This is a genomic window from Kitasatospora sp. NPDC092948 (assembly GCF_044754805.1).
Classification (GTDB): domain Bacteria; phylum Actinomycetota; class Actinomycetes; order Streptomycetales; family Streptomycetaceae; genus Kitasatospora.
In genome coordinates this window covers 225,082-249,443 of sequence record NZ_JBIVPU010000004.1, presented here as the reverse complement: position 1 = coordinate 249,443, position 24,362 = coordinate 225,082, and the positions used below count along the sequence as shown (strand labels likewise).

Sequence of the window (24,362 nt, the reverse complement as noted above, 5' to 3'; positions counted from 1 at the left end):
AGTACCGGTCGGCCCGACGTCGGCCGGTCTCGTGCCGGTCGTCGCCCGGCCTCGCGTCAGCCCTCGGCGGTCCTGGTACCGGTCGTCGGCCGGCCTCGTGTCAGCCGACGGCCGGCATCACCGCCCCGGTGCGGACCCGGGCCAGCATCTGGCGGAGGATCTCCTCGCCCGCCGCGACGCCGATCTCGGTGAGGGCGGTGACGCCGTCGGCCGCCCACCCGGTCTCGGCGAGTTCGCCGTGGCCGGGTCGCCAGCCGTGGTCGGCGGTGAGCAGCAGCTCGGCGTCGAGCAGCGAGTCGCCGGCGGCGAGGATGGTCTGTGCGCCGGTGCGGCGGCGGACCTCGGCGAGCGCGGCGCTCTTGGACAGCGGCGCGGGCACCGCGTAGACCTTGCGGCCCTGGAGGGAGACCGTCCAGCCGCGGTCGGCGCACCAGGCGGTGAGGTCGTCGATCCAGCCGGCGGGGAGCTCGGCGCGTTCGACCACCAGGTAGGCGAACAGTTCGTCGGCGACCCGCCGTTTGTGCGTCCATTCGGGGTCGGCGACGAGGGCGAGGTGTTCGACCACCTCGGGCAGCGGGGCGCTGGCCGCGTCCAGCCGGGTGCGGATCTCGTGCTGCCAGTCGGTGTCGGGCACCCCGTCGACCAGCAGGTGGCCGCCGTTGGCGCAGACCGCGTACGGGGGGATCCAGCCGGGCGTGGGGCCGGGCAGGTTGATCCGCTCGTACTGGGTGCGGGTGCGGGTGGTGATCGGGACCACGGGGGTCTGTTCGGCGAGTTCGGCGAGCAGTGCGGCGGCCGTCTCGGTCATGAAGGAGAGCGCCTTGCCGTCGTGCACCTCCACCGAGAGCAGCCGTGGGGCGAGCCGGTCGGGCACGTCCAGGGCGAGCGCGCGGTTGGAGTAGACGAGGGTCCGGTCGAGGTCGCTGGCGACCAGGAACTGCGGCACGGGCGGGGTCTCCTTCGGTCGGGGGCGGGGTCAGGTGTGGACGGCGGTGCCGTCCGCTCCGGTGGCGCCGCGGGTGTAGCGCGGGTGGATCAGGCCGACGCAGCTGTACGGCAGGTCGTCGATCTCTTCGACGGGGACGCCGCGCTGGGCGGCGAGCAGCCTGACGTGGTCGAGGTCGGCGCCGGTGCCGCGGCGGGCGAGGATCCGCCAGGGGACGCGGCGCAGCAGGACCCGGGTGGTCTCGCCGACGCCGGGCTTGACCAGGTTGACGCTGTCGATGCCGTACTCGGTGCTTATTCGCTCGACGGCCGCCCAGCCCTCCCAGGTGGGGGTGCGGTCGGCGGTGGCGAGGCGGGCGGTCTCGGCGGCGACGGCGGCGGCGACGGCCGGGAACTCGGCGGCGACGGTGTCGACGAACCGGGCGGAGACGTCGGCGTCGGCCAGCTGCCGGTAGAACTTGGCGCCGTGGAACTCGTCCGGCCCGGTCAGATCGGCGCGCAGCACGGTGCGGGAGACCAGGCCGGAGACGGTGGAGTTGAGGCAGGCGGACGGGATCAGGAAGTCGTCGCGGGTGCCGTAGGTGCGCACGCAGCTGCCGGGGTCGGCGAGGACGGCGAGGTCGGGGTCGAAGCCGGTGCCGGCGAGGGCCCGGTCGAGTTCCCGGGTGATGGCGCCCTTGCCCGTCCAGCCGTCGACGAAGACCACGTCGGCGGCGCGGTGGTGGGCGGCGAGGTGGCGCAGCGCGACCTGGTCGATGCCGCGGCCGCGGACGATGGAGACGGTGTAGTGCGGCACGTCGAGGCCGTGGGCGTGGGCGAGCCAGCGACGGATCAGGATGCCGACGGGGGTGCCGGCCCGGGCGAGCGAGGCCAGCACCAGGTGCGGTCCGCGTTCGCGCAGCAGGGTTTCGGCGACGGCGCCGACGGCGGTGGCCAGCCTGGTCGCGGAGGCGGCCAGCGCGGTGTGGAACAGCTGCTGGTACTCGGGGCTGGGCTGGTACTCGACCGGCAGCGACTCGGCGTAGTGGGCGCCGCCGGACTGCACGGCCTCCTCGCGTTCCTCGACGGGTGCTTCGAGGTGGACGTCGGAGAGGTCCTTGAGCAGCCAGGTGACGTCGGCGGCCGGGTAGCTGGAGAAGGCCGGTCCGTGCAGCGGGCGGGCGGCGGGCGGGGAGGGGGCGGTGTGTGCGGTCATGCCGGGCCTTCGGTGGGGTGCGCAGGGGTGATGCTCGGTCAGCGGGTGGTCGGCGGGGCGTCAGGCGGGTGGCGCCGGGCGGTACGACGGGAGAACGGCGAGCACCACGTGGTCGGTGGCGGTGCGCAGGCGGGGAAGCAGGGCGTCGGGGCCGTGGTGCAGGGCGGGGGTGTCGGCGGGGTCGTCGACGACCAGGACGACGGTGTCGAAGCGGCGGGCCGGGTCGCTGCCGGGGGCGACGTTGTAGGCGTAGCGCTCGGTGGAGTCGTCGCCGGCCGGGTCGTCGTGGGCGGTGAAGGCGAGCCGGGTGCGGATCGCGTAGCCGGGGTGGTCGTGGGCGAACACCGGGGAGCGGGTGGTGGTGGAGAACCGCACGTCGGCGTCCGGCAGTTGGCGTTGCAGGGCGTCGGCGAGCCGCAGCGGGGCGTACATCAGCTCCTCGCAGCCGAGCACCAGGACGCGGCGGGCCCGGGGGCCGACGGCGTCGGCGAGGGCGGTGCCGAGCGCGGGCAGCGCCTCGTCCAGCCGGCGGCGGTGGGCGGGGGTGAAGCCGTGCCGGCCGCCGTCCGGCAGGCCGTCCGGCCAGGGCAGTCGAAGATGCGTCAACTCGCCCTGGGGATCGTCCGGTTGGGGCTGTTCCGGCACGGCCGCGATGAGGGCGCGGGCGCGGTCCAGCACGTCCTCGGGCAGCTGGACGCCGCCGCCGGCGGTGGCCACCAGGTCGACCCGGGCGCCGAGTTCGGCGGCGGCGGACGCCAGACGGTCGCGGTCGGCGGGGGTGCGCAGGTCGACCAGGGCGACCACCACGTACCGCTCCCGGGGGTGGGCGGTGTGCAGGGCGCGGATGGTGTTGAGCACCGTGGTGCCGGTGGAGAACTCGTCGTCGACCAGCACCAACGGGCCGTCCCCGGCGAGCAGTTCCGGGTCCTCCGGGAGCAGCAGGTGGCTGGTGGCGTGCGAGTGCTCCTCCTCGAAGCCGCCGAGTGGGGCAAGGCCGGGCACCGGGCGGCGGGTGGAGTGCAGGTAGGGCGCGTCGAGGCCGTCGGCGACGCTGTGGCCGAGGGCGGTGGCGGTCTCCGCGTAGCCGAGCACCACGGCGCGCGCGGTCTCCGCCGGGCCGAGCAGTGCGGCCACCCGGCGGCCGAGGTCGAGCCCGGCGCCGTGCACCACCTCGGGCCGCTGCGGGACGTGTTTGCCCAGCACCTGGGAGACCAGCAGGTGGGCGCGTTTGGGGTTGCGGCGCAGCGCGAGGCCGATCAGCGCGGTGAGTTCGGGCCCGCCGGTCAGGCGCAGGCCCAGCCGGTCGGTGACCCACTGGCCGGTCCAGGGGTCGGCCGCGACCGGCCCGGGGGCGGTGGTGTCGACGGTCATCGGGGCTCCTCTCGTCACGACGGCAGGTGGTACGGGTGGTGCTGGTGGTGTCCGATCGGTCGCACGGCTGCGCGTCCGGGTTCGAGCGTACGGGGCGCGCCGGGGCCTGCGGATCGACCGACCGGCGACGCTCGGCGCACCGATCGGCGCAGGTTCGGTGGCCGGACGATGGACCCCGCCGTCCACCGATCGGCCGACCCGCCGTCAGGAGACGCAGGCGGAGAGCAGCTCCGCGAAGGACACGTCGGCCCGCGCGACGCCGAACACCTCGGCGCGCAGCAGCACCCGCTCGGCCCAGGCCCGATGCGGCTTGGCCTCGTTCATCTTGTTGGTGTACGCGGAGCGGCTGACTCCGCCGCCGCCGCGGTGCTGCTGGAGGATGTCCTGGGCGTCGCACAGCTCCTCGTGGGTCACCACGGACAGCGCGTGCACCGCGGCGACATGGCTGGGGTGGATGCAGGTCTTGCCCAACAGCCCGTTGGCCCGGTCGAGTTCGATCTCCCGGATCAGCCCGTCCAGGTCGTGCTCGATCAGCCGCTGCCGGACCCGGTCGGCGGGCGGGGTGGCCTCGGTGAACGGGGTGCGGCGCAGCTGCGGCTTGAACATCCGCTCCTGGAGCGGGAAGTACTCCCAGACCGGGCCGGTGACGGTGAACCCGGTGCCGTCGGCGCGGCCGAGCACGTTGACCACGTCGCCGATCACCTGGGCCACCAGCGCCACGTCGTAGGCGGTCAGGTCGGGCGAGCGGCGCAGCCCGTAGGCGGAGCACAGGTCGGTGACGCCGATCCGCACCGCGAGGACCCGCTCGCGGTGCTTGTCGAGCAGCCGGGCGATGCCGAACAGCTGCTCGCGGCGGCTCTCCAGGTGGGCGAGTTCGGGCGACTCCAGCACCGGCATGACGAACAGCCGCTGCCCGCCGGCCTCTTCGGCGCCGGCCAGCGCCTCCAGGAACGGCCGCCCGCTGTCCTCGGTGAACTTGGGCACCACGAAGCCGCTGAGCAGCCGCAGCGCGGGGCCGAGCCGCCGGGCCAGGTCGGTGATCTGCTCGGGGACCCGGACCCGGACGAACAGCAGCGGAAGTTCGGCGGTCGCGTCCTGCGCGGCGAGCTCGGCGAGTTGGGCGACCAGGTTGTGCTCGGCGTCGTCGACCTCGTGGTCGGCGATCGCGTCCTCCAGGCACAGCACCATGGAGACCACGCCGCGGGCGGCCTGTCGGCGGATGTCACGGGCCAGGGTGGGGCGGGTGGCGGGGCTGTAGAGCGTGGCGCCGAGCGCGGTGGCCAGGACGTCCGCCCCGCTGTCCCGGTCGAAGGCGACGGGCTGCTCGTGAAAGAGCCGGCTGCGGACGTCGTCCGCGAGATGCCCGAAGTGGCGCAAAGTGCTCTCCCACTCTGATCTGTGAACCCGCTCGGGGGCCGGTGACGGCTGACGCCTCGACACTTTGACGGTTGGCGCCGCCGGATGGTTCGCCGGGGCGCGGTCGCCGCGGGGGTCGTAAGCACCGGGCCACCGGCGGCCCATCGTACGACCGGACGAGCACGGCGAAGCAGTTCGAAACATCGAATTCCCACAAGCTTTTCGGCCCTGCCGTCCGGTGCCGACCCCGCCCCGCCGCCCTCGCCGCCCCGCCCCGCCGTACCGGCCGCCGGGGCTCGCCGATGCCGCGCCCGCGTTGTCCCGGGCCCCGGGCAGGCGGCAGGATGGTGCGCCATGACGCACGTGATGGCGAAGGGCGCCAACATCCCGCTGACGGCCAACGCCGTCCGTGCCGTCCTGCGGTGGACGGACACCCCGGGCATCCCGGACGTGGACGCCTCGGCCCTGCTGCTGGCCGACGACGGCAAGGTCCGCGACGACCTGGACTTCGTGTTCTACAACCAGCCCCGGCACCCGTCCGGCCTGGTCCGCCACCTGCCCAAGCAGGCCGCGGACGGCTGGATCCGGGACGCGGTGGAGATCGACCTGGCGAAGCTGCCCGCCGAGGTGGACCGGGTGGTGCTGGCCGGCTCCGCCGAGGGCGGGGCGTTCCCCGCCGTACCGGACCTGCGGGTGCTGCTGTTCGACGCCGGCGCGCCCGAAGGGACGCCCGCGCTGGCCGAGTTCGCCGTCGACGAGTACGAGCAGGTGACGGCCCTGGTCGCCGCCGAGCTGTACCGCCGCTCCGGCGTCTGGAAGTTCCGCGCCGTCGGCCAGGGCTACGTGGACGGACTGATCGCGCTGGCCACCGACTTCGGCATCACGGTGGACGAGTCCGCCGGCGACGGCGCCGCCCCGCCGGCCGCCGACCCGCGCCTGCCCGCACCGACCGCCGCCCCCGAGCCCGTCGCCGCACCGCCGGCGCCGTTCCCGGTGGACGAGGACGACTGGACGCTCGCCCCGGCCCTGCCCTCCCAGTCGCCCGCCCCGCAACCCGTCCCGGCCCCGCCCGCCCCGATCGCCGCCCCGCCGCCGCCCGCGCTGCCGCCGACCGTCCACCACACCGCCCAGGCCGCCGCCCGGCCGCCCGTCCCGCAGGCCGCCGGCTACGGCTACCCGCACCAGCAGGGCTACGGCTATCCGCAGGCGCAGCCTCAACCCCAGCCGCAGGCGGGCGGCTACGGCTACCCGCAGGCCCAACCGCCCGTCCCGCAGGCGGGCGGCTACGGCTACCCGCAGGCCCAGCCCCAGCAGCCCGTCCCGCAGGCCGCCGGCTACGGCTACCCGCACCAGCAGCAGCCCGCCCAGCAGCCGCCCGCACCGCCCGCCCAGCAGCCGCAGGTGCCCCCGCAGCCGGGCGCGTCGTTCGCGCTGCCGCCGCAGGGCCCGCAGTTCCAGCCGCGCTGAGTCCGGGGCCGTCCGACCGATCGTGGCCGGACGGCCCCGCAGCCCGCTCCTCCGGCCCCCGAGCCGGCTCCGCCGGGCGCGCGGCGCCGGACGCGAGGGCCTAACTCCCGGGCTGATCGGCGGTCTTGTACCCGCGCTCCCACTGCATGCCGAAGCCGTACAGCCGGTCCAGGTCGGACTGGAAGCCGTGCACGTACCGCACCTCGCGGCGGATCGACAGCGTGCCCTCGCCGTCGTTCTCGATCAGCACCACCGCGCACGAGCGGGCCGCCGCGGCCCGCTCGTCCAGCTTGATCTCGATCCGCGGGCCGCTCTGCGGAACGATGGTGATCACCGCCTGGGTGCGGTCGAACGCCGGGGTGTCGTCGTAGATGTAGACGAACACCAGCAGCCGCTTGAACTGGTCCTTCTTCTCCAGGTTGATGTGCATGGTCTCGCCGGACGAGGCGCCTGACACGTCGTCACCGGAGAGCTTGATGTACGGCGGCCGGTTCAGGTCGCCGAAGAGCCGGCCGAGCGGCTGCACCACGCCCCGGGTGCCGTCGGCGAGTTCGTACATGCAGGCCAGGTCGAGGTCCACGCTCACCGGTGCGGAGCCGCCGCCGCTGACGGGCTCCAGCGGGCGCAGGATCCGCGGGTCGAAGAACCGGCGCAGCGAGCCGCCCACGGTGGGGCGCTCGGCGCTGCGGGTCGACCAGTGCAGGTTGATGTACAGGTAGCCGGTGGTGGCGGCCGAGCCCGTGATGGCGTGCTGCGGCTGGGACTTGGTCAGTGTGACCTTGAACTGCCCTCCGGTGTCGAAGCTGTTGCTGCGGTCCCCTTTCAGGAACTCCCACACCGAGACCATCGTGTCCTCCCCCAGCGCCGGTTCTTTCCTCGACTCTCCAATACCCACCGGCGGGCTCCTGAGTCAACGTCAACCCGCCGACGGGACCCGCTGGCAGAGGGTTCGTCACTCCCGTACGATGCCTGCCCCTCGGACGCGATATCGTCTCTCCGCACAGGTGTCCCGTGCGTTGTCCCGTGCGCCACGTCACCTCCAACTTCCCCTGCCCTGCGGAAAGCCGAGGCCCTCCCCGCGATGAACCTCTCCTCCATACAGCTGGTCTGGGCCGTGGTCGGCGGCGCAGCCCTGCTGTTCACCGCCATCCTGGTGGCCTTCCTCCGTTTCAAGAACAACAAGGCCGAGGGGTCCGACGACTCCTGGGAGCGCAGCGAGGAGCGGCGCCGCCGCAAGGAGGCCGTCTACGGCGGCGCCTCGTACGTGCTGCTGTTCTGCTGCGCCGGTGTCGCGGCCGCGCTGTCGTTCCACGGCCTGGTCGGCTTCGGCCAGCAGAACCTGAACCTGTCCGGCGGCTGGGAGTACCTGGTCCCGTTCGGCCTGGACGGCGCCGCGATGTTCTGCTCCGTCCTCGCCGTCCGCGAGGCCAGCCACGGTGACGCGGCGCTCGGCTCCCGCATGCTGGTGTGGCTGTTCGCCATCGCCTCGGCCTGGTTCAACTGGGTGCACGCCCCGCGCGGCGGCTCGCACGACGGTGCCCCGCAGTTCTTCGCCGGCATGTCGATCTCGGCCGCCGTGCTGTTCGACCGGGCGCTGAAGCAGACCCGCCGGGCGGCGCTGCGCGAGCAGGGCCTGGTCCCCCGCCCGCTGCCGCAGATCCGGGTGGTCCGCTGGCTGCGCGCCCCGCGCGAGACCTACGCCGCCTGGTCGCTGATGCTGCTGGAGAACGTCCGCAGCCTGGACGAGGCCGTCGAGGAGGTGCGCGAGGAGCGCCAGGCCAAGATGGACGCCAAGATCCGCGCCCGCAGCGCCGACCGCCGCGAGCGGGCCGAGCTGAAGGCGATCTCCCGCCAGAACGGCATGCTGGGCCGGGCCCGGCACGGCCGGCAGGTGCCGGCGCTGGCCGCCGCGGGCGACTCCCCGTCGTCCGCTACGGAGCCTGCCCTAGCCGCCGAGGAAACCACTCTCGACCGGGTCGGCGCCTCCGCCCTGGAGCCCGCCGCCCTGAACGCCGGCCGCCGCCCCCGCGCCGCCGTCGAATCGACCAGCACCAGCAGCCCGTACTCGTCCAGCATCGACCTGACGATGGACGAGGACACCCTGTCGATGCCGAAGCTGGACTCGCTGGAGCGCAAGCTCCGTGCGATCGAGCAGCAGCTCGGCTGACCCCCCGGGGGCCCGCCCCCGGCCCGGCACCCGGGACCTGCCGGCCGAGGCCGCAGCGCCCCGGACCTGCCGCAGACGAGAGAGCCGCCCACCGGAACTTCCCGGCGGGCGGCTCTCTGCGTACGACGTACGGGCGGGTGGCGGGCGGTCAGTCCTCGGCCGGTGCGGCGAGTTCCAGCGCCTGTTCCCGCTTGTTGCGGACCATCGAGGAGAGCAGCGCCGCGCCGATGAAGGCGACGCCGATCAGGCCGGTGACGATCTCCGGGATGTGGAACTTGATCGAGGCGAGCAGGATCAGCGACAGCGCGCCGATCGCGTAGTGCGCGCCGTGCTCCAGGTACACGTAGTCGTCCAGGGTGCCCTTGCGGACCAGGAAGACGGTCAGCGAACGGATGTACATCGCGCCGATGCCGAGGCCCAGGGTGATCTGGAAGATGTCCTGCGAGATGGCGAACGCGCCGACCACGCCGTCGAAGGAGAAGGACGCGTCCAGGACCTCCAGGTAGAGGAAGAGGAAGAACGCGGCCTTGCCGCCGACCTGGACGATCGACTTGCCCTTGCGCTCGGCCTCGTGCTCGGCCTCCTCCTGCTCCTCCAGGCCGGACTCGAAGACCCCGGACAGGCCGTTGACGGCGAGGTAGGTGGCCAGACCGCAGACACCGGCCAGCAGGACCGTTTCGGCACGGTCACCGGCGAACAGCCGGGCCGACAGGGCGAGCAGCACCAGCGCGAGGACCGAGGAGAGGGCCTCCAGCTTGCCGATCTTCTCCAGCGGCTTCTCCAGCCAGCGCAGCCAGTTGAACTCCTTCTCCTCCAGGATGAAGTCGAGGAAGATCATCAGCAGGAAGATGCCACCGAACGCGGCGATCGCCGGGTTGGCCATCTCCAGGTACTGCGCGTAGGTGTGGCCGTCGTGGGTCATGCCGGAGTCCAGCGCCAGCTGGACCACGGTCGCCGGGTTGAGGTGCGCGGTCAGCGCCACCACCAGCAGCGGGAAGACCAGCCGCATGCCGAAGACCGCGATCAGCACGCCGACCGTCAGAAAGATCTTCTGCCAGAACGGGTTCATCCGCTTGAGAACGGTGGCGTTGACGACGGCGTTGTCGAAGGACAGAGAGATCTCGAGGATCGAGAGGATCAGGACGACGCCGAATCCTTCGGCCCCCCAGATCAGGCCGGCGGCGATCAGGCCGGCGATCGTGATGGCGAAGGACCATCCGAACGTACGGAGGAACACGAGGTCAGTTACCTTTCTGGCTACCGGAATTGACCGATTCCGGGGTGCTTACTGAACGTTGACTCCGAAGTCGAGCGCGATGCCGCGCAGGCCGGAGGCGTAGCCCTGGCCGACGGCGCGGAACTTCCACTCGCCCTGGTAGCGGTAGAGCTCGCCGAAGATCATCGCGGTCTCGCCGGACGCGTCCTCGCTGAGGTCGTAGCGCGCGATCTCGCTGCCGTCTCCCACGTTGACCACGCGGATGTAGGCGTTGGAGACCTGCCCGAAGCTCTGCAGCCGGGCGTCGGCGTCGTAGATGGACACGGCGAAGACGACCTTGTCGATCTGCACCGGCACCAGGTCGAGGTGGACGTCGACCACCTCGTCGTCGCCGTCACCGTCGCCGGTGAGGTTGTCGCCCTGGTGCTCGACCGAGCCCTCGGGGCTGCGCAGGTTGTTGTAGAAGACGAAGTACTCGTCGCCGAGGACTCGGCCGCCGGAGCACAGCAGTGCGCTGGCGTCGAGGTCGAACGGCGCGCCGGTGGTGGACCGGGCGTCCCAACCGAGGCCGATCTGGACCTGCGTCAGGTTCGGCGCGGCCTTGGTCAGCGAGACGTTTCCGCCCTTGGCAAGGGTGACGGTCATCGGACTTTCCTCCCAGCTCCCGTTCTCCGGGGCTCCCGGGGTGTGCTGCGGTGATCTGCCGTCGGACCGCCCGGGAGGCCGGTCCGGCGGGGCACGCCCGAAGGACGCACCCCAAGAGATCTACGCCCCTCGGCGGCCGTACGGCTGCTGCACACCCGACTGAACTTCCTGAACTCCGCTCTCCACCCGACCGGCCCCACGTGTTCCACGGGCCCGAAGCCGTCCCGCACAGGCACTCGGCCGGGGGCGGATCGCGGCCGAATCTATCAAGCGCGCATCCGTTTCCCGTCCGGCCGGAACGGGCCGGAATCCGCCCGGTACGCTGCCGCCACCGCCGAACGAACCGTCGCGCGGGCACGGACGCACCAGAGGACGAACAGAGGGAGCATCGGCACGATGCCGTTCGAACCGCTCGACCGCACCGATCCCGAATCCGTCGGCCCCTACCGCCTGCTGGCGCGGCTCGGCGTCGGCGGCATGGGCCGGGTCTACCTGGCCCGCTCGGCCGGCGGCCGGACCGTCGCGGTCAAGGTGGTGCGGGCCGAACTGGCCCACGACGCCGACTTCCGCGAGCGCTTCCGCCGCGAGGTGACCGCCGCCCGCTCCGTCGGCGGCACCTTCACCGCCCCGGTGGTCGACGCCGACCAGGACGGCGAGTCCCCCTGGCTGGCCACCGCGTACGTGCTCGGCCCCGCGCTGATCGACGCGGTGGACGCCCACGGGCCGCTGCCGGTCGACAGCGTCCGCACCCTCGGCGTGGGCCTGGCCCAGGCGCTGACGGCGATCCACGCGGCCGGGCTGGTGCACCGCGACCTCAAGCCGTCCAACGTGCTGCTGGCCGCCGACGGACCCCGGGTGATCGACTTCGGCATCGCCCGGGCACTGGACGGCGACCGGATGACCTCCACCGGCGTGGTGGTCGGCTCGCCCGGCTTCATGAGCCCCGAGCAGGCCGACGGCCGCCGCACCGGCCCGGCCTCCGACGTGTTCTCGCTCGGCTCGGTGCTGGTCCTCGCCGCCACCGGCCGCGCCCCGTTCGACCGGGTCGAGGACGGCGGCGCGCCGTCCGCGGCCTCCCTGCTGTACCGGGTGGTGCACGACGCGCCCGACCTGACCGGGCTGCCCGAGCAGCTGCGGCCCGCGGTCACCGCCTGCCTGGCCAAGGATCCGGCGCAGCGCCCCTCCCCCGCCGGGCTCGGCGCGCTGCTCGGCGAGTCCGTCGTCCCGGCCCGCTCCGGCTGGCTGCCCGTCGCGGTCGCCTCCGACATCGCCACCCGCGCCGCCGAGGTGATGGACCTGGAGGACCCGATCCGGGTCGCCGCCCCGGCCGACCCGCGCCGGGCCCCGGCCGTCCGCACCCCGACCGAGGTCTCCGGGCCCGCCCCGTCCGCCACCGGCACCGTCCGGCTCGGCACCCGCACGCCCGACGGAGCGTCGACGCCCACCGCGCCGGTCGGCACCCCGGCCGCCCGCCCGTCCCGCCGGGCGCTGCTGCTGGGCGGCGGCGCGGCCGTGCTGGCCGGCGCGGGCGGCCTGACCGCCTGGGCGCTGACCCGCCGCACCGCCGCCCCGCACGTCGACCCGGCCCCGCCGTCCGGCAGCCCCGCCTCGCCGTCCCCGGCCCTCAGCACCCGGGCCCCGGGAGTGCCCCCGGCCCCGCTGTGGACGTACCGGCTGTCGTCGAGCAGTTCCGGCAGCCTCGGCATGGCGTTCTCCCCGGGCCTGCTGCACCTGGGCAGCGCGGACCTGATCGCGGTGGACCTGGCCGACGGCAAGGAGAAGTGGATCACCAAGGACGCGATGGCCTACCACCTGGCCCAGGCCGGCGGCTCGATCTCCTACGGCACCATCGCCGACCTGATCACGGTGGACGCCGGCTCCGGCGCGGTGCTGTGGAAGTACCGCTCCGAGCCGGCGAAGCCGAACGGCACCCAGATCGCCTCCGACACCGTGCTGGCCGCCGACGACCGCGCCGTGTACGCGATGTGCGCCTACCTGACGCTGGACTCCGCCGGTCTGCCCGACTCCGGAGCCAAGCCCGGCAAGGGCATCATGGCGCTGTCCCGCAAGGACGGTTCGATGCTGTGGAACCAGCACCGCAACCAGACCGCCGACTACCTGGTCAGCTCCGACCTGACCTCGGACACGCTGCTCTACACCGACAGCAAGGAGAACCTGGTCGCCCGCTCGCTGGCCGACGGCGCCCAGACCTGGTTCGCCACCACCAACTCGCAGTCCACCTACCAGCCGGTGCTGCAGGACGGCCTGGTGTTCTGCTCCGCCGCGCCGAACGGCCTGCAGGGCGTGCGGGTCTCCGACGGCAAGCAGGTGTGGGCGAAGACCTCCGACCGCTCCACCCGCCTGTGGTACTCACCGCCCGCGACCGGCAAGCACGTCGTCTACTCGATACTCGGCGGCCTGACCATGACCGTCCAGGGCACCACCTACACCCCGACCGCGCCGAGCCGGGTGGTGGCCTTCGACGCGGCCGACGGCACCGAGCTGTGGCACCTGGAGCTGCCCTCCGAGGTGCTGATGGACAGCCCCGTGCTGGTCCGGGACACCCTGTTCGTGCCCACCGCGGACCGCGGCATCCACGCGGTGGACGTGGTGAACCGCAAGCTCCGCTGGACCTTCCAGACCGGCGCCTCGATCGACCTGCCCTGGCACCTGGCCGGCAACGACGACCTGCTGATCGCCGTCCAGGGCGACCGGGTGATGGCCCTCCCGCCGGAGTAGGAACGGCGACGGGCCGGCTCCGCGAACGGAACCGGCCCGCACCCCGCCCGACAGCTGCTCAGACGTTGACGCCGAAGTCCTGGGCGATGCCGCGCAGGCCGGAGGCGTAGCCCTGGCCGATGGCGCGGAACTTCCACTCGGCGCCGTTGCGGTACAGCTCGCCGAAGACCATCGCGGTCTCGGTCGAGGCGTCCTCCGACAGGTCGTAGCGGGCGATCTCGGCGCCGCCGGCCTGGTTCACCACCCGGATGAAGGCGTTGCGGACCTGGCCGAAGCTCTGCTGGCGGTTCTCCGCGTCGTAGATCGACACCGGGAAGACGATCTTGGCCACGTCGGCCGGGACGGCCGCCAGGTTGACCTTGATCGCCTCGTCGTCGCCCTCGCCCTCGCCGGTGAGGTTGTCGCCGGTGTGCTCGACCGAGCCGTCGGCGCTCTTCAGGTTGTTGAAGAAGATGAAGTCGGCGTCGGAGCGGACCCGGCCCTGGTCGGTGCAGAGCAGCGCGCTGGCGTCCAGGTCGAAGTCCGTGCCGGTGGTGGTGCGTACGTCCCATCCGAGGCCGACCACCACCGCGGTCAGGCCCGGCGCCTCCTTGGTGAGCGAGACATTGCCGCCCTTGCTCAGGCTGACACCCACGTGGACCTCCAAGAACTCGGTTTCCCGATCCGTCAACGGCCCGATCGTAGTGCGGGGTTCCCGGCCCGGGGCGGTGACTCGGCCCGGCGCGTGCCGGAAATCGGCACGCGCCGGGCCGGCGAGGGGTCAGAGCGCGCCGACGGCGGCCAGGTACTCCTGGGTGTCGCGGGCGTCCGGGAGGCCGTTGACGATGCTCCAGCGGACCACGCCCGCCTTGTCGATCACGAAGGTGCCGCGGACCGCGCAGCCCTTGTCCTCGTTGAAGACGCCGTAGGCGCGGGAGACCTCGCCGTGCGGCCAGAAGTCCGACAGCAGCGGGTACTCCAGGCCCTGCTGGTCGGCGAAGACCCGGAGCGAGAACGGCGAGTCGGCGGAGACGGCGAGCACCTGCACCTCGTCGTTCTGCAGGCGCGGCAGCTCCTTCTGGATCTCGCAGACCTCGCCGGTGCAGACGCCGGTGAAGGCGAACGGGTAGAAGACCAGGACGACGTTCTTCTCGCCGCGGAAGTCGGACAGCTTCACCGACTCGCCGTGCTGGTTCTTCAGCTCGAAGTCGGGGGCCTGGACGCCGATCTCGATGGCCATGGTGGGACCTTCCTGCCGGGACGTGATGGTGCGGGCAGGGGAATCTTCGCATCCGCGGCAGGCCGGTCGACCGTTCGGGTGAGGAGGCGGGCCGTTCGACGGGCCATTCAGCCCTCAGCGAACAGGGTGGCGGGATGGACGCACACGGGCCCGGCGGAGTCTCCTCCGCCGGGCCCGCAGCACGGTCCGAAGCTCAGCGCTTGCCGGTCTTCGAGGCCTTCGGGGTGGCCAGGCGGGTGCCCGCCCAGTCCTTGGCGATCGCCACCGAGCTGGTCTGGGACAGACCGGCGGTCTTCGCGGCATCGGCGATCTCATGGGCCTCGACGTGCCCGTCGCGGCCGGTCTTCGGCGTCAGCAGCCAGATCAGACCGCCCTCCGCCAGGTACTCCAGGGCGTCGACCAGGGCGTCGGTGAGATCCCCGTCCTCGTCGCGGTGCCACAGCAGGACGCCGTCTGCGACGTCGTCGTAGTCCTCGTCGACGAGTTCGGTGCCAGTGATGTCCTCGATCCCCTCGCGGAGGTCCTGGTCACTGTCGTCGTCGTACCCGATCTCCTGAATGATCTGGCCCTGTTCGAAGCCAAGACGAAGAGCCGGGTTGGACTTGTCCGCGGGGTCCGCGGTCGCGCTCACGGGAATAACCTCCAGTATTCGGCTCGGCATCCATGCCGAGGCTGTGGCCGTAGTCCACACGGGAGCGGCGGTTCGCGCAAGTACCCGACCCCCGATCCCACCCAAAGGTTGACGTGTCGAGGGGCAACACGCCGCCCTCCGTGTGGCCAATCACACCGAAATGTCCGCATCCGTACGGGACGAGGATGCTTCGTCTCCCGCCCGCGAACAGGCCGTACGCCTGCCCGAGATACGAACGGCATTCGGGCCAGCCGCGTGTGCGGGCGTAAAGTCTCCTGTTGGCCCTCACCCCGACCGGCGGCCATCCACCGGCCGGGGTCCCAGGTCGGACCACCTCCTGACCGTACCGCCCAACCGGCGGAACGGTTACCGATCGGTAGAGATGACGGATCTCCGAACGCGGTAGCACGATGGAGGCGGCGCGACAACTCAGTTTCGACCGACAGTGAAGGAACAGCGTGGCTTCCGGATCCGATCGCAACCCGATCATCATTGGCGGCCTCCCGAGCCAGGTCCCGGACTTCGATCCCGAGGAGACCGCGGAGTGGCTGGAGTCGCTTGACGCTGCCATCGACGAGCGCGGGCGTGAGCGCGCCCGCTACCTGATGCTGCGGCTGATCGAGCGCGCCCGTGAAAAGCGTGTCGCCGTGCCCGAGATGCGCAGCACGGACTACGTCAACACCATCGCCACCAAGGACGAGCCGTTCTTCCCCGGCAACGAGGAGATCGAGCGCAAGATCCTCAACGCGACGCGCTGGAACGCGGCCGTCATGGTCTCCCGCGCCCAGCGTCCGGGCATCGGCGTCGGCGGCCACATCGCCACCTTCGCCTCGTCCGCGTCGCTGTACGACGTGGGCTTCAACTACTTCTTCCGTGGCAAGGACCGCGACGGCGAGTCCGGCGACCAGGTGTTCTTCCAGGGCCACGCGTCGCCGGGCATCTACGCCCGCGCCTTCCTGCTGGACCGACTGACCGAGCAGCAGCTCGACGCGTTCCGCCAGGAGAAGTCCAAGGCCCCGTACGGCCTGTCCAGCTACCCGCACCCGCGGCTGATGCCGGACTTCTGGGAGTTCCCGACCGTCTCGATGGGCCTCGGCCCGCTCGGCGCGATCTACCAGGCCCGGATGAACCGCTACCTGGAGCACCGCGGCATCAAGGACACCTCCGACTCGCAGGTGTACGCCTTCCTCGGCGACGGCGAGATGGACGAGCCGGAGTCGCTCGGCCAGCTGTCCCTGGCCGCCCGCGAGGGCCTGGACAACCTGACCTTCGTGGTCAACTGCAACCTGCAGCGCCTGGACGGCCCGGTCCGCGGCAACGGCAAGATCATCCAGGAGCTGGAGTCGCAGTTCCGCGGCGCCGGCTGGAACGTCATCAAGCTGGTCTGGGACCGCACCTGGGACCCGCTGCTGGCCCAGGACCGCGACGGCGTCCTGGTCAACAAGCTGAACACCACCCCCGACGGCCAGTTCCAGACCTACGCCACCGAGACCGGCTCGTACATCCGCGAGCACTTCTTCGGCGGCGACCTGCGCCTGCGCGCCATGGTCGAGAACATGACCGACCAGCAGATCCAGCACCTGGGCCGCGGCGGTCACGACCACCGCAAGGTGTACGCCGCGTTCAAGGCCGCCCGCGAGCACAAGGGCCAGCCGACCGTCATCCTGGCGCAGACCGTCAAGGGCTGGACGCTGGGCCCCAACTTCGAGGGCCGCAACGCCACCCACCAGATGAAGAAGCTGACGGTCGAGGACCTGAAGCGCTTCCGCGACCGGCTGCGCCTGCCGATCACCGACAAGCAGCTCGACGAGGGCTACCCGCCCTACTACCACCCGGGCCGCAACTCGGAAGAGATCCAGTACATGCACGACCGCCGCGAGGAGCTCGGCGGCTACGTGCCCACCCGCAAGGTCCGCCCGCGCAAGCTCGAACTCCCGGGCGACGACGCGTACAAGGCGGTCAAGAAGGGCTCCGGCAACCAGACCATCGCCACCACCATGGCGTTCGTCCGGGTGCTCAAGGACCTGATGCGGGACAAGGGCATCGGCAACCGCTTCGTGCCGATCGCGCCGGACGAGTACCGCACCTTCGGCATGGACTCGCTCTTCCCGTCCGCCAAGATCTACAACCCGCTCGGCCAGACCTACGAGTCGGTCGACCGCGAGCTGCTGCTGGCGTACAAGGAGTCCCCGTCCGGCCAGATGCTGCACGACGGCATCTCCGAGGCCGGCTGCACCGCCTCGCTGATCGCCGCCGGCTCGTCCTACGCGACGCACGGCGAGCCGCTGATCCCGGTCTACGTCTTCTACTCGATGTTCGGGTTCCAGCGCACCGGCGACCAGTTCTGGCAGATGGCCGACCAGCTGGCCCGCGGCTTCGTGATCGGCGCCACCGCCGGCCGCACCACGCTGACCGGCGAGGGCCTCCAGCACGCCGACGGCCACTCGCAGCTGCTGGCGTCCACCAACCCCGGCGTGGTCGCCTACGACCCCGCCTACGGGTACGAGATCGCCCACATCGTCCAGGACGGTCTGCGCCGGATGTACGGCTCCTCCGCCGAGCACCCGCACGGCGAGGACGTCTTCTACTACATGACCGTCTACAACGAGCCCATCAAGATGCCGGCCGAGCCGGAGGGCGTGGACGTCGACGGCATCCTCAAGGGCCTCTACAAGCTCGCCGACGGCACCGCCGGCCAGATCCCCGCCCAGCTGCTCGCCTCCGGCGTGGCGGTGCCGTGGGCGCTGGAGGCCCAGCGCATCCTCGCCGAGGAGTGGAACGTCAAGGCGGACGTCTGGTCGGCCACCTCCTGGAACGAGCTGCGCCGCGACGCCGTCGAGGCGGAGGAGTTCAACCTCCTCCACCCGGAGGAGCCGCAGCGCGTCCCGTACGTGACCACGAAGCTCTCCGGGGCCGAGGGTCCGTTCGTGGCCGTCTCCGACTGGATGCGCGCCGTCCCGGACCAGATCTCCCGCTGGGTCCCCGGCCAGTACCAGTCCCTGGGCGCCGACGGCTTCGGCTTCGCCGACACCCGCGGCGCGGCCCGGCGCTTCTTCCACATCGACGCCCAGTCGATCGTCCTGGCCACCCTCACCGAGCTGGCCAAGCAGGGCAAGATCGACCGCTCGGTCCTCAAGTCCGCGATCGACCGCTACCAGCTGCTCGACGTGGCGGCGGCCCACCCGGGCGCGGCCGGCGGCGACGCCTAAGCGCTGGCCGCTTCACCCGCTCCACCGTCCCCGCGCCCCCTCAGGGGCGCGGGGGGGGCACCTCCCAGCCCGCCAGGGCTGGGGGAGAACTGCGCGAGCAACCACGCACGAACGCAAAGATCCGCCCGAGAACGGAACTCCCGTCCTCGGGCGGATCTTTGCGTTGACGCCTTCCGCCCCGCGCAGTTCCCCGCGCCCCTGCGGGGCGCGTTGAAGGTGTCCGCGCTGAAGTCCCGCGCCCCGTCAGGGGCGCGTGGGGGCACCTCCCAGCCCGCTAGGGCTGGGGGAGAACGGCGCGAGCGACCACGCACGAAGGCAAAGATCCGCCCGAGAAGGGGACTCCCCTCCTCGGGCGGACTTCGTGGTGCCGTCGCGTCAGATGTGGACCGCAGGGCCCGTCTCGTTCGCGCCGCGCTTGGTGAGCAGGCCGAGGCCCGCCGCCGCGAGGGCGACGATCGAGGCGACGGTGAAGGCCACGCCCATGCCGCTGACGAAGGACGAGTGGACGGCGTCCGCGATGCCGGTGGTGACCTGGGCGGGGGTGCCGGCCGGCATCGGCGGGGCGATGCCGAGCTGGGCGAGCTGCTTGAGCTGCTCGCCCTGTTCGCCGGTCGGGAACGGGACGCCGGTGGCGGCCCACTTCCCGGGCAGCACGCTGGTGACCTTGGAGGCCATCACCGCGCCGAGCACCGCGGTGCCGAGGCTGCCGCCGACCTGCATCGCGGCCTGCTGGAGGCCGCCAGCCACGCCGGCCAGCTCCATCGGGGCGTTGCCGACGATGACCTCGGTGGCGCCGACCATGACGGGGCTGAGGCCCAGGCCCATCAGCAGGAACCAGAGCGACATGACGCCGTTGCCGGAGTGGATGTCCAGGGTGGACATGCCGAGCATCGCGCCGGTGGTGAGCAGCATGCCGCCGACGATCGGGATGCGCGGGCCGACCTTGCCGATCAGGAAGCCGGCCACCGGGGCACCGACGATCATCATGCCGGTCATCGGCAGCAGGTGGACGCCGGCGTCGACCGGCGCCATCCCGTGGACGTTCTGGAGGTAGAAGGTCACGAAGAAGATGCCGCCGAAGAACGCGAACGCCATCAGCACCATCAGCAGGGTGCCCGCCGACAGCGGCACCGAGCGGAACAGCGCGAGCGGGATGAGCGGTTCCTTGGCGAAGTTCTGCCAGACCGCGAACAGCACCAGCGCGAGCACCGCGCCGCCGAGGAAGAGCAGCGTGGCGGGGTCGCCCCAGCCCCAGGTGGGGGCCTTGATGATGCCCCAGACCAGCATGAACATCGCACCGGAGAGCAGCACGATGCCGGGGATGTCGAAGGACTTGGCGGACTTCTCGGAGCGCACGTCCTTGAGGATCAGCAGGCCGAGAACCACGGCGACGATGCCGACCGGGATGTTGATGAAGAACACCGACTCCCAGTTGACGTGCTCGACCAGCAGGCCGCCGACGATCGGGCCGGCCGCGGTGGACGCGCCGATGACGCCGCCCCAGATGCCGATCGCCATGTTGAGCTTGTCGGCGGGGAACGCCCCGCGCAGCAGGCCGAGCGCGGCGGGCTGGAGCAGCGCGCCGAACAGGCCCTGCAGGACGCGGTAGAAGATCACCTGCTGGATCGAGCCGGCGAAGCCGATCGCGGCGGAGGTGGCGGCGAAGCCGACCGCGCCGACCAGGAAGGTGGACTTGTGGCCGAACCGGTCGCCGATCTTGCCGGCGGTGATCAGGAAGACCGCGAGGGCCAGCAGGTAGCCGGAGGTGACCCACTGGATGTCGGCGGGGCTGGCCTTCAGGTCGGACTGGATCGCGGGGTTGGCGATGGCGACGACGGTGCCGTCGAGGGCGACCATCATGACGCCGACGGCGACGGTGAGCAGGGTCAGCCAGGGGTGTCCCCGCAGCTTCCCTCCGGCGGCCGGGGCCGCCTCCTTGTCGATGACGACGGACTGACTCATGGCTCGGGGGTTCCCCGTTCGTGTGGTGATGGAGGAGAGCTGCCCCGCCATTATGTCAGTCGCTGACAATAGACAATCGGTGACTTGTGCCACTTGATGACAAGTGGCAGAGCGCTATCGTTGAGCCATGGCCACCCCCACCGCCGCCGTCGACCCCCACCCCGCTGGCCTGCGCGAACGCAAGAAGCAGCGGACCCGCGACGCGCTGGTCGACGCCGCCAACCGGCTGTTCCTCCAGCAGGGCTACGGGAAGACCACGGTCGACGAGATCGCGGCCTCGGTGGAGGTCTCCCAGCGCACCTTCTTCCGGTACTTCGCCAACAAGGAGGAGGTCGCCCTGGCGGTGCTGGCCGACGCCGAGGAGACCTTCCTGTCGATGCTGCGCGCCCGCCCGGCCGAGGAGAACCCGCTGGAGGCGATGCGCGGCGCGGTCCGCGAGGTGTGGCGCTCGCTCGACCAGGGCCGGGTCGCCGAACGCGGCACCGTCACGGGCGCGCTGGAACTCTTCGAGCTGATCGAGTCCACCCCCACCCTGCTCGCCGCCCACCTGCGGCACGCCCTGCACCAGGAGGTCGAGGTGGCCCGGGTCATCGCCGACCGCGAGGACCTCGACCCGGCGGTCGACCTGCGCCCCCGGCTGCTCGCCGCCGTGTTCGGCACCGTGGTGCGGCTCTCCCACCTCTCCTACGCCGCCGAGCCCGACCAGCACGGCCACTGCATGGACGGCATGCTGTCCCTGATCGAGCGTCACTTCGACCAGCTCGGCCCGGCGCTGGCCGGCTCCTGGCGCTGACCGCGGGCCCGGGTAGTACCGCAGTATCAGGGCACGCCCGACCGGAGTATGAGGACATCGGCCCCGCCCCGGCCTACCCTCGGGCCGGTGACCACCTGGACCACCCTCCTCCGCGCCCTCGTCGACCCCGTCCCGGACCACCGTCCGCCACTGGCCGGGGCACGCCGCCGGTGGGTCCGGGCGCTGCCCTTCGTGGCGGTGCTGGCCATGGTCGGCGCGCTGCTGCCCACCGGCATCGACGTGCTGGCCCGGATGTACGGGCTGAACGGCGGCCTGGCCGTCACGCTGGCCCTGGTCCAGGCCGGGGCGCTGCCGCTGGCGCTGTACCGGCCGTTGACGGCCTGGCAGCTGATGGCGCCCGCGGCGCTGGTCGGCGCGATCGCCACCCACGGCTCGGCCGCCACCCAGCCCTGGCCGTGGCCGCCCCCCAGCCTGCTCTGCTACCTGTTCCTGATGGTGTTCCTGGCGATCCGGGAACGCGGGCGCACCCTGCTCGCCGTCTGGGCGGTCACCTTCCTCGGCAACAGCCTCAGCTGGACCGTCTTCTCCGCGTACTTCGACGGCACCTCGGTGGTGGTCACCGCGCTCTCCGCCGTCATCCTGCTGCTCGGCTGGAGCCTGCGCGGCCGCGGCGAGGCGCGACGGCTGCTGGCCGCCCAGGAACAGATCTCCGAGACCGAACGCGCCCGGCGCACGCTGCTGGAGGAACGCGCCCGGATCGCCCGCGAGCTGCACGACGTGGTCGCCCACCACATGTCGGTGATCGCCGTCCAGGCCGACAGCGCGCCGTACCGGATCGAGGGCCTGCCCGAGCCCGCCGTCGCCGAGTTCGGGCAGATCGCCGACGCCGCCCGCGGCTCGCTCGCCGAGATGCGCCGGCTGCTCGGGGTGCTGCGGGCCGCCGACACCGAGGCCGACAAGACCCCGCAGCCGGGCCTGGCCGACCTGCCGAAGCTGCTCGCCACCGTGGCGCAGGCCGGCGTCCACGCCGAACTCGCCGTCGCCGACGGCGTCCACCGGCTCGACCCCGTCCCCGAGGCGGTCGGCCTGTCCGCGTACCGGATCGTCCAGGAGGCGCTGGCCAACGTCGTCCGGCACGCGCCCGGCGCGACCGCCCGGGTCCGGGTGGCCGCCGCGGACGGCTCGCTCACCGTCGACGTCGACAACGGCCCGGCGCCCGGCAAGGCCCCGGCCGTCGAGACCTCCGGCTCCACCGGGCACGGACTGACCGGAATGCGCGAGCGCGTCCGGCTGGTGGCTGGCACCCTGGACACCGGCCCGACCGCCGACGGCGGCTACCGGGTCGCCGCCGTCCTGCCGATCACCGCCCCGGGGGAGAACACCGCATGACCATTCGCGTCCTCATCGTCGACGACCAGGCGATGGTCCGCGCCGGCTTCGCCGCCCTGCTCAACGCGCAGAGCGACATCGACGTGGTCGGCGACGCACCCGACGGCCGGCAGGCCCTGGAGGTCAGCGGACGCACCCACCCCGACGTGGTCCTGATGGACGTCCGCATGCCCGAGATGGACGGCCTCGAAGCCGCCCGCCGCCTCCTCGACCCCCCGCCCGGCGTGGTCCACCGCCCGCGCGTCCTGATGCTCACCACCTTCGACGTGGACGACTACGTGTACGAGGCCCTGCGCGCCGGCGCGTCCGGCTTCCTGCTCAAGGACGCCCCGCCCGCCGACCTGATCAACGCCGTCCGCGTGGTCGCCGCCGGCGACGCCCTCCTCGCCCCGTCCGTCACCCGCCGCCTGATCGCCGACTTCGCCAAGAACCGCCCCGCCCCCCGCCACGACCCCCGCCTGCGCCTCAACGGCCTCACCCCCCGCGAGACCGAAGTCCTCGAACTCATCGCCCGCGGCCTCTCCAACCAGGAGATCGCCGCCCATCTCGTCCTCGCCGAACAGACCGTCAAAACCCACATCGGCCGCATCCTCGCCAAACTCAGCCTCCGCGACCGCGCACAGGCGGTGGTCCTCGCCTACGAGAGCGGCTTGGTGCAGCCCGGCACATGAGCAGTGGGGCACAGAACGCGAAACCAGGGGCGCGAAGGGGTACCTCCCGGCCCGCCAGGGCTGGGGGCACTGCGCGAAGGGGAACGCACCCCGTCGGAAAGATCGCGACGCGGGACAATGACCTGCACGTGATCGCGACCTCGCGGACGTGACGTGCGCTTGTCGCGCAGTTCTCCCCGCGCCCCTGTCTTCGCACCCGCCTGAGCCCCCTCCCTCCCCGGTATGACATCCGTCTTGGCCCCGCAGGGTGACGCCCCCTCACCCACCCCCTTCCTACCTTCCTCCCCGTTGCCGAAGCGGAGGAGAGGGAAGCGATGCGGTCAAATCGACGTCGGGGCACGGCCGTTGCGGCGCTGGTGCTGGCCGCGGTGCTGGGGGTGGGGTCGTGGACGCCGGCGGATGCGCAGACGCCGCTGACGGGGCCGCCCCAGGGCTCCGCGCAGTGGGTCGCGGACACCGCGCTGGGGGTGCGGCTGCCCGATCCGGCCACCGCGAGTCCCGCCGAAGTGACCGCGTTCTTCGGCGGGTTGACGCCGGACCAGCAGCGGCAGCTCGCGTTCCGGCACCCGCAGGTCCTCGGCAATCTGGACGGCGCGCCGATCCCCCTGCGCTACCTGGCGAACTCCCTGGCCGTCACCCAGGAACGCGTCCGTGAGCTGTCCCGCGCCGCCGACCTCGCGCTGCCGTCCGAGGAGCGCGAGCAGGCCGCCCGACTGGCCGCCCGTTACGCAGGCCTGAGCGGTCGCCGGCTCCTCGCGTTCGATCCTCGCGGAAGGGGCCAACTCGCCGAGGTCTTCGGCGACCTGACGCACGACGCCCGCACCGCCGTCCTCGTCCCGGGCTCGGACACCGATCTGTCCACGTTCGACCGACTCGCCGACACCGCAAAGGCACTGCGCACCGCCACCGACGACCGGGTCGCCGTGGTGGCGTGGGTCGGCTACACCACGCCGGTCGGGGTGGGGATCGACGCCGCCCGGGAGGAGCTCGCCCGGGCGGGCGCCCCGCGGCTGGCGCGGCTGGTGGCGGGGCTGGCCCCGGTGACCGGGCCGGTGACGCTGTTCTGCCACAGCTACGGCTCGGTGGTGTGCGGGCAGTCCGCGCCGGATCCGGCGCAGGTCGCGGGGCTGGTGGTGTTCGCCTCGCCGGGGTTGGGCCTGGCGCGGGCGGACGAGGTGCGGGTGCCGGTGTGGGCGGTGGCCCGCAATCCGGAGGACTGGATCTCGAACGTGCCGAACGTCTCGGTGCTCGGTTTCGGCCACGGCGCCGACCCGACCTCCCCCGCCTTCGGCGCCCACCTGCTGCCGTCGACGGGTTCGCACGGCCACAGCGACTACTTCGCCCCCGGTTCGGCCTCGCTCGCGGCGTTCGCCGCTCTCGCCGCGACCGGTTCCCCCACCACCACCGCCTGACGACCCGTCGAGGA

General features: G+C 72.4%; 17 protein-coding genes and 1 pseudogene. 8 read left to right on the top strand and 10 right to left on the bottom strand.

Going from position 1 to position 24,362, the window contains the following annotated elements:
• Window positions 1-100 precede the first annotated feature (100 nt).
• From ACIQF6_RS14640 to ACIQF6_RS14630, 3 genes and pseudogenes are all read right to left on the bottom strand, one after another.
• On the bottom strand, window positions 101-946 hold the full coding sequence (locus tag ACIQF6_RS14640) for an HAD family hydrolase (protein WP_400894320.1): 846 nt from the start codon (window positions 944-946) through the stop codon (window positions 101-103).
• Window positions 947-976: 30 nt separating this feature from the next.
• Window positions 977-3,511, bottom strand: a pseudogene (locus tag ACIQF6_RS14635) (phosphoribosyltransferase).
• 204 nt (window positions 3,512-3,715) lie between these two features.
• Window positions 3,716-4,888 carry an HpcH/HpaI aldolase/citrate lyase family protein gene (locus ACIQF6_RS14630; protein ID WP_400894318.1) on the bottom strand — a complete coding sequence of 391 codons (1,173 nt, stop codon included), beginning with the start codon at window positions 4,886-4,888 and terminating at the stop codon, window positions 3,716-3,718.
• 333 nt (window positions 4,889-5,221) lie between these two features.
• Between ACIQF6_RS14630 and ACIQF6_RS14625 the strand changes: the two genes are divergently transcribed.
• Window positions 5,222-6,334 carry a TerD family protein gene (locus ACIQF6_RS14625; RefSeq protein WP_400894316.1) on the top strand — a complete coding sequence of 371 codons (1,113 nt, stop codon included), beginning with the start codon at window positions 5,222-5,224 and terminating at the stop codon, window positions 6,332-6,334.
• Window positions 6,335-6,434: 100 nt separating this feature from the next.
• Here ACIQF6_RS14625 and ACIQF6_RS14620 read toward each other — a convergent pair whose 3' ends face one another.
• Window positions 6,435-7,181, bottom strand: coding sequence for a Tellurium resistance (locus tag ACIQF6_RS14620; RefSeq protein ID WP_400895329.1), 747 nt, complete (start codon window positions 7,179-7,181; stop codon window positions 6,435-6,437).
• Window positions 7,182-7,415: 234 nt separating this feature from the next.
• Between ACIQF6_RS14620 and ACIQF6_RS14615 the strand changes: the two genes are divergently transcribed.
• Window positions 7,416-8,501: a DUF2637 domain-containing protein gene (locus ACIQF6_RS14615; protein ID WP_400894314.1), complete on the top strand. Its 1,086-nt coding sequence runs from the start codon at window positions 7,416-7,418 to the stop codon at window positions 8,499-8,501.
• Window positions 8,502-8,649: 148 nt separating this feature from the next.
• On the opposite strand, the gene ACIQF6_RS14610 is transcribed toward ACIQF6_RS14615, so the two are convergent.
• Entirely contained in the window at window positions 8,650-9,738 is a 1,089-nt protein-coding gene (locus ACIQF6_RS14610; protein WP_400894312.1) for a DUF475 domain-containing protein, read from the bottom strand.
• A gap of 48 nt (window positions 9,739-9,786) precedes the next feature.
• The gene (locus ACIQF6_RS14605) at window positions 9,787-10,362 is read right to left on the bottom strand and encodes a TerD family protein (protein ID WP_400894310.1); all 576 of its coding nucleotides are present in this window, start codon (window positions 10,360-10,362) and stop codon (window positions 9,787-9,789) included.
• A 396-nt stretch (window positions 10,363-10,758) separates the two neighbouring features.
• Between ACIQF6_RS14605 and ACIQF6_RS14600 the strand changes: the two genes are divergently transcribed.
• Window positions 10,759-13,101, top strand: coding sequence for a PQQ-binding-like beta-propeller repeat protein (locus ACIQF6_RS14600; RefSeq protein ID WP_400894308.1), 2,343 nt, complete (start codon window positions 10,759-10,761; stop codon window positions 13,099-13,101).
• 58 nt (window positions 13,102-13,159) lie between these two features.
• Here ACIQF6_RS14600 and ACIQF6_RS14595 read toward each other — a convergent pair whose 3' ends face one another.
• The 3 genes from ACIQF6_RS14595 to ACIQF6_RS14585 all read right to left on the bottom strand — a co-directional run bounded on the left by ACIQF6_RS14595 (window position 13,160) and on the right by ACIQF6_RS14585 (window position 14,951).
• Window positions 13,160-13,735 (bottom strand): TerD family protein, encoded by a 576-nt coding sequence (locus tag ACIQF6_RS14595; protein ID WP_400895326.1) that lies wholly within the window; start codon window positions 13,733-13,735, stop codon window positions 13,160-13,162.
• Window positions 13,736-13,861: 126 nt separating this feature from the next.
• A complete protein-coding gene (locus ACIQF6_RS14590; protein ID WP_400894306.1) occupies window positions 13,862-14,320 on the bottom strand; it encodes a peroxiredoxin in 459 nt (152 codons plus the stop codon).
• Between the two features lie 193 nt (window positions 14,321-14,513).
• Window positions 14,514-14,951, bottom strand: coding sequence for a DUF3052 domain-containing protein (locus tag ACIQF6_RS14585; protein WP_400894304.1), 438 nt, complete (start codon window positions 14,949-14,951; stop codon window positions 14,514-14,516).
• Window positions 14,952-15,409: 458 nt separating this feature from the next.
• On the opposite strand from ACIQF6_RS14585, the gene aceE reads away from it, so the two are divergent.
• Window positions 15,410-18,160 (top strand): pyruvate dehydrogenase (acetyl-transferring), homodimeric type, encoded by a 2,751-nt coding sequence (gene aceE / locus ACIQF6_RS14580; RefSeq protein WP_400894302.1) that lies wholly within the window; start codon window positions 15,410-15,412, stop codon window positions 18,158-18,160.
• 375 nt (window positions 18,161-18,535) lie between these two features.
• Here aceE and ACIQF6_RS14575 read toward each other — a convergent pair whose 3' ends face one another.
• On the bottom strand, window positions 18,536-20,122 hold the full coding sequence (locus tag ACIQF6_RS14575) for an MFS transporter (protein ID WP_400894300.1): 1,587 nt from the start codon (window positions 20,120-20,122) through the stop codon (window positions 18,536-18,538).
• A 127-nt stretch (window positions 20,123-20,249) separates the two neighbouring features.
• Here ACIQF6_RS14575 and ACIQF6_RS14570 point away from each other — a divergent pair, with 127 nt between their 5' ends.
• From ACIQF6_RS14570 to ACIQF6_RS14555, 4 genes are all read left to right on the top strand, one after another.
• Window positions 20,250-20,915 (top strand): TetR/AcrR family transcriptional regulator, encoded by a 666-nt coding sequence (locus tag ACIQF6_RS14570; RefSeq protein WP_400894298.1) that lies wholly within the window; start codon window positions 20,250-20,252, stop codon window positions 20,913-20,915.
• Window positions 20,916-21,002: 87 nt separating this feature from the next.
• Window positions 21,003-22,265 carry a sensor histidine kinase gene (locus tag ACIQF6_RS14565; protein WP_400894296.1) on the top strand — a complete coding sequence of 421 codons (1,263 nt, stop codon included), beginning with the start codon at window positions 21,003-21,005 and terminating at the stop codon, window positions 22,263-22,265.
• Window positions 22,262-22,936: a response regulator gene (locus ACIQF6_RS14560; protein WP_400894294.1), complete on the top strand. Its 675-nt coding sequence runs from the start codon at window positions 22,262-22,264 to the stop codon at window positions 22,934-22,936. Before ACIQF6_RS14565 ends, ACIQF6_RS14560 begins: the two co-directional genes overlap by 4 nt.
• 314 nt (window positions 22,937-23,250) lie before the next feature.
• On the top strand, window positions 23,251-24,348 hold the full coding sequence (locus ACIQF6_RS14555; protein ID WP_400894292.1) for an alpha/beta hydrolase: 1,098 nt from the start codon (window positions 23,251-23,253) through the stop codon (window positions 24,346-24,348).
• Window positions 24,349-24,362 lie beyond the last annotated feature (14 nt).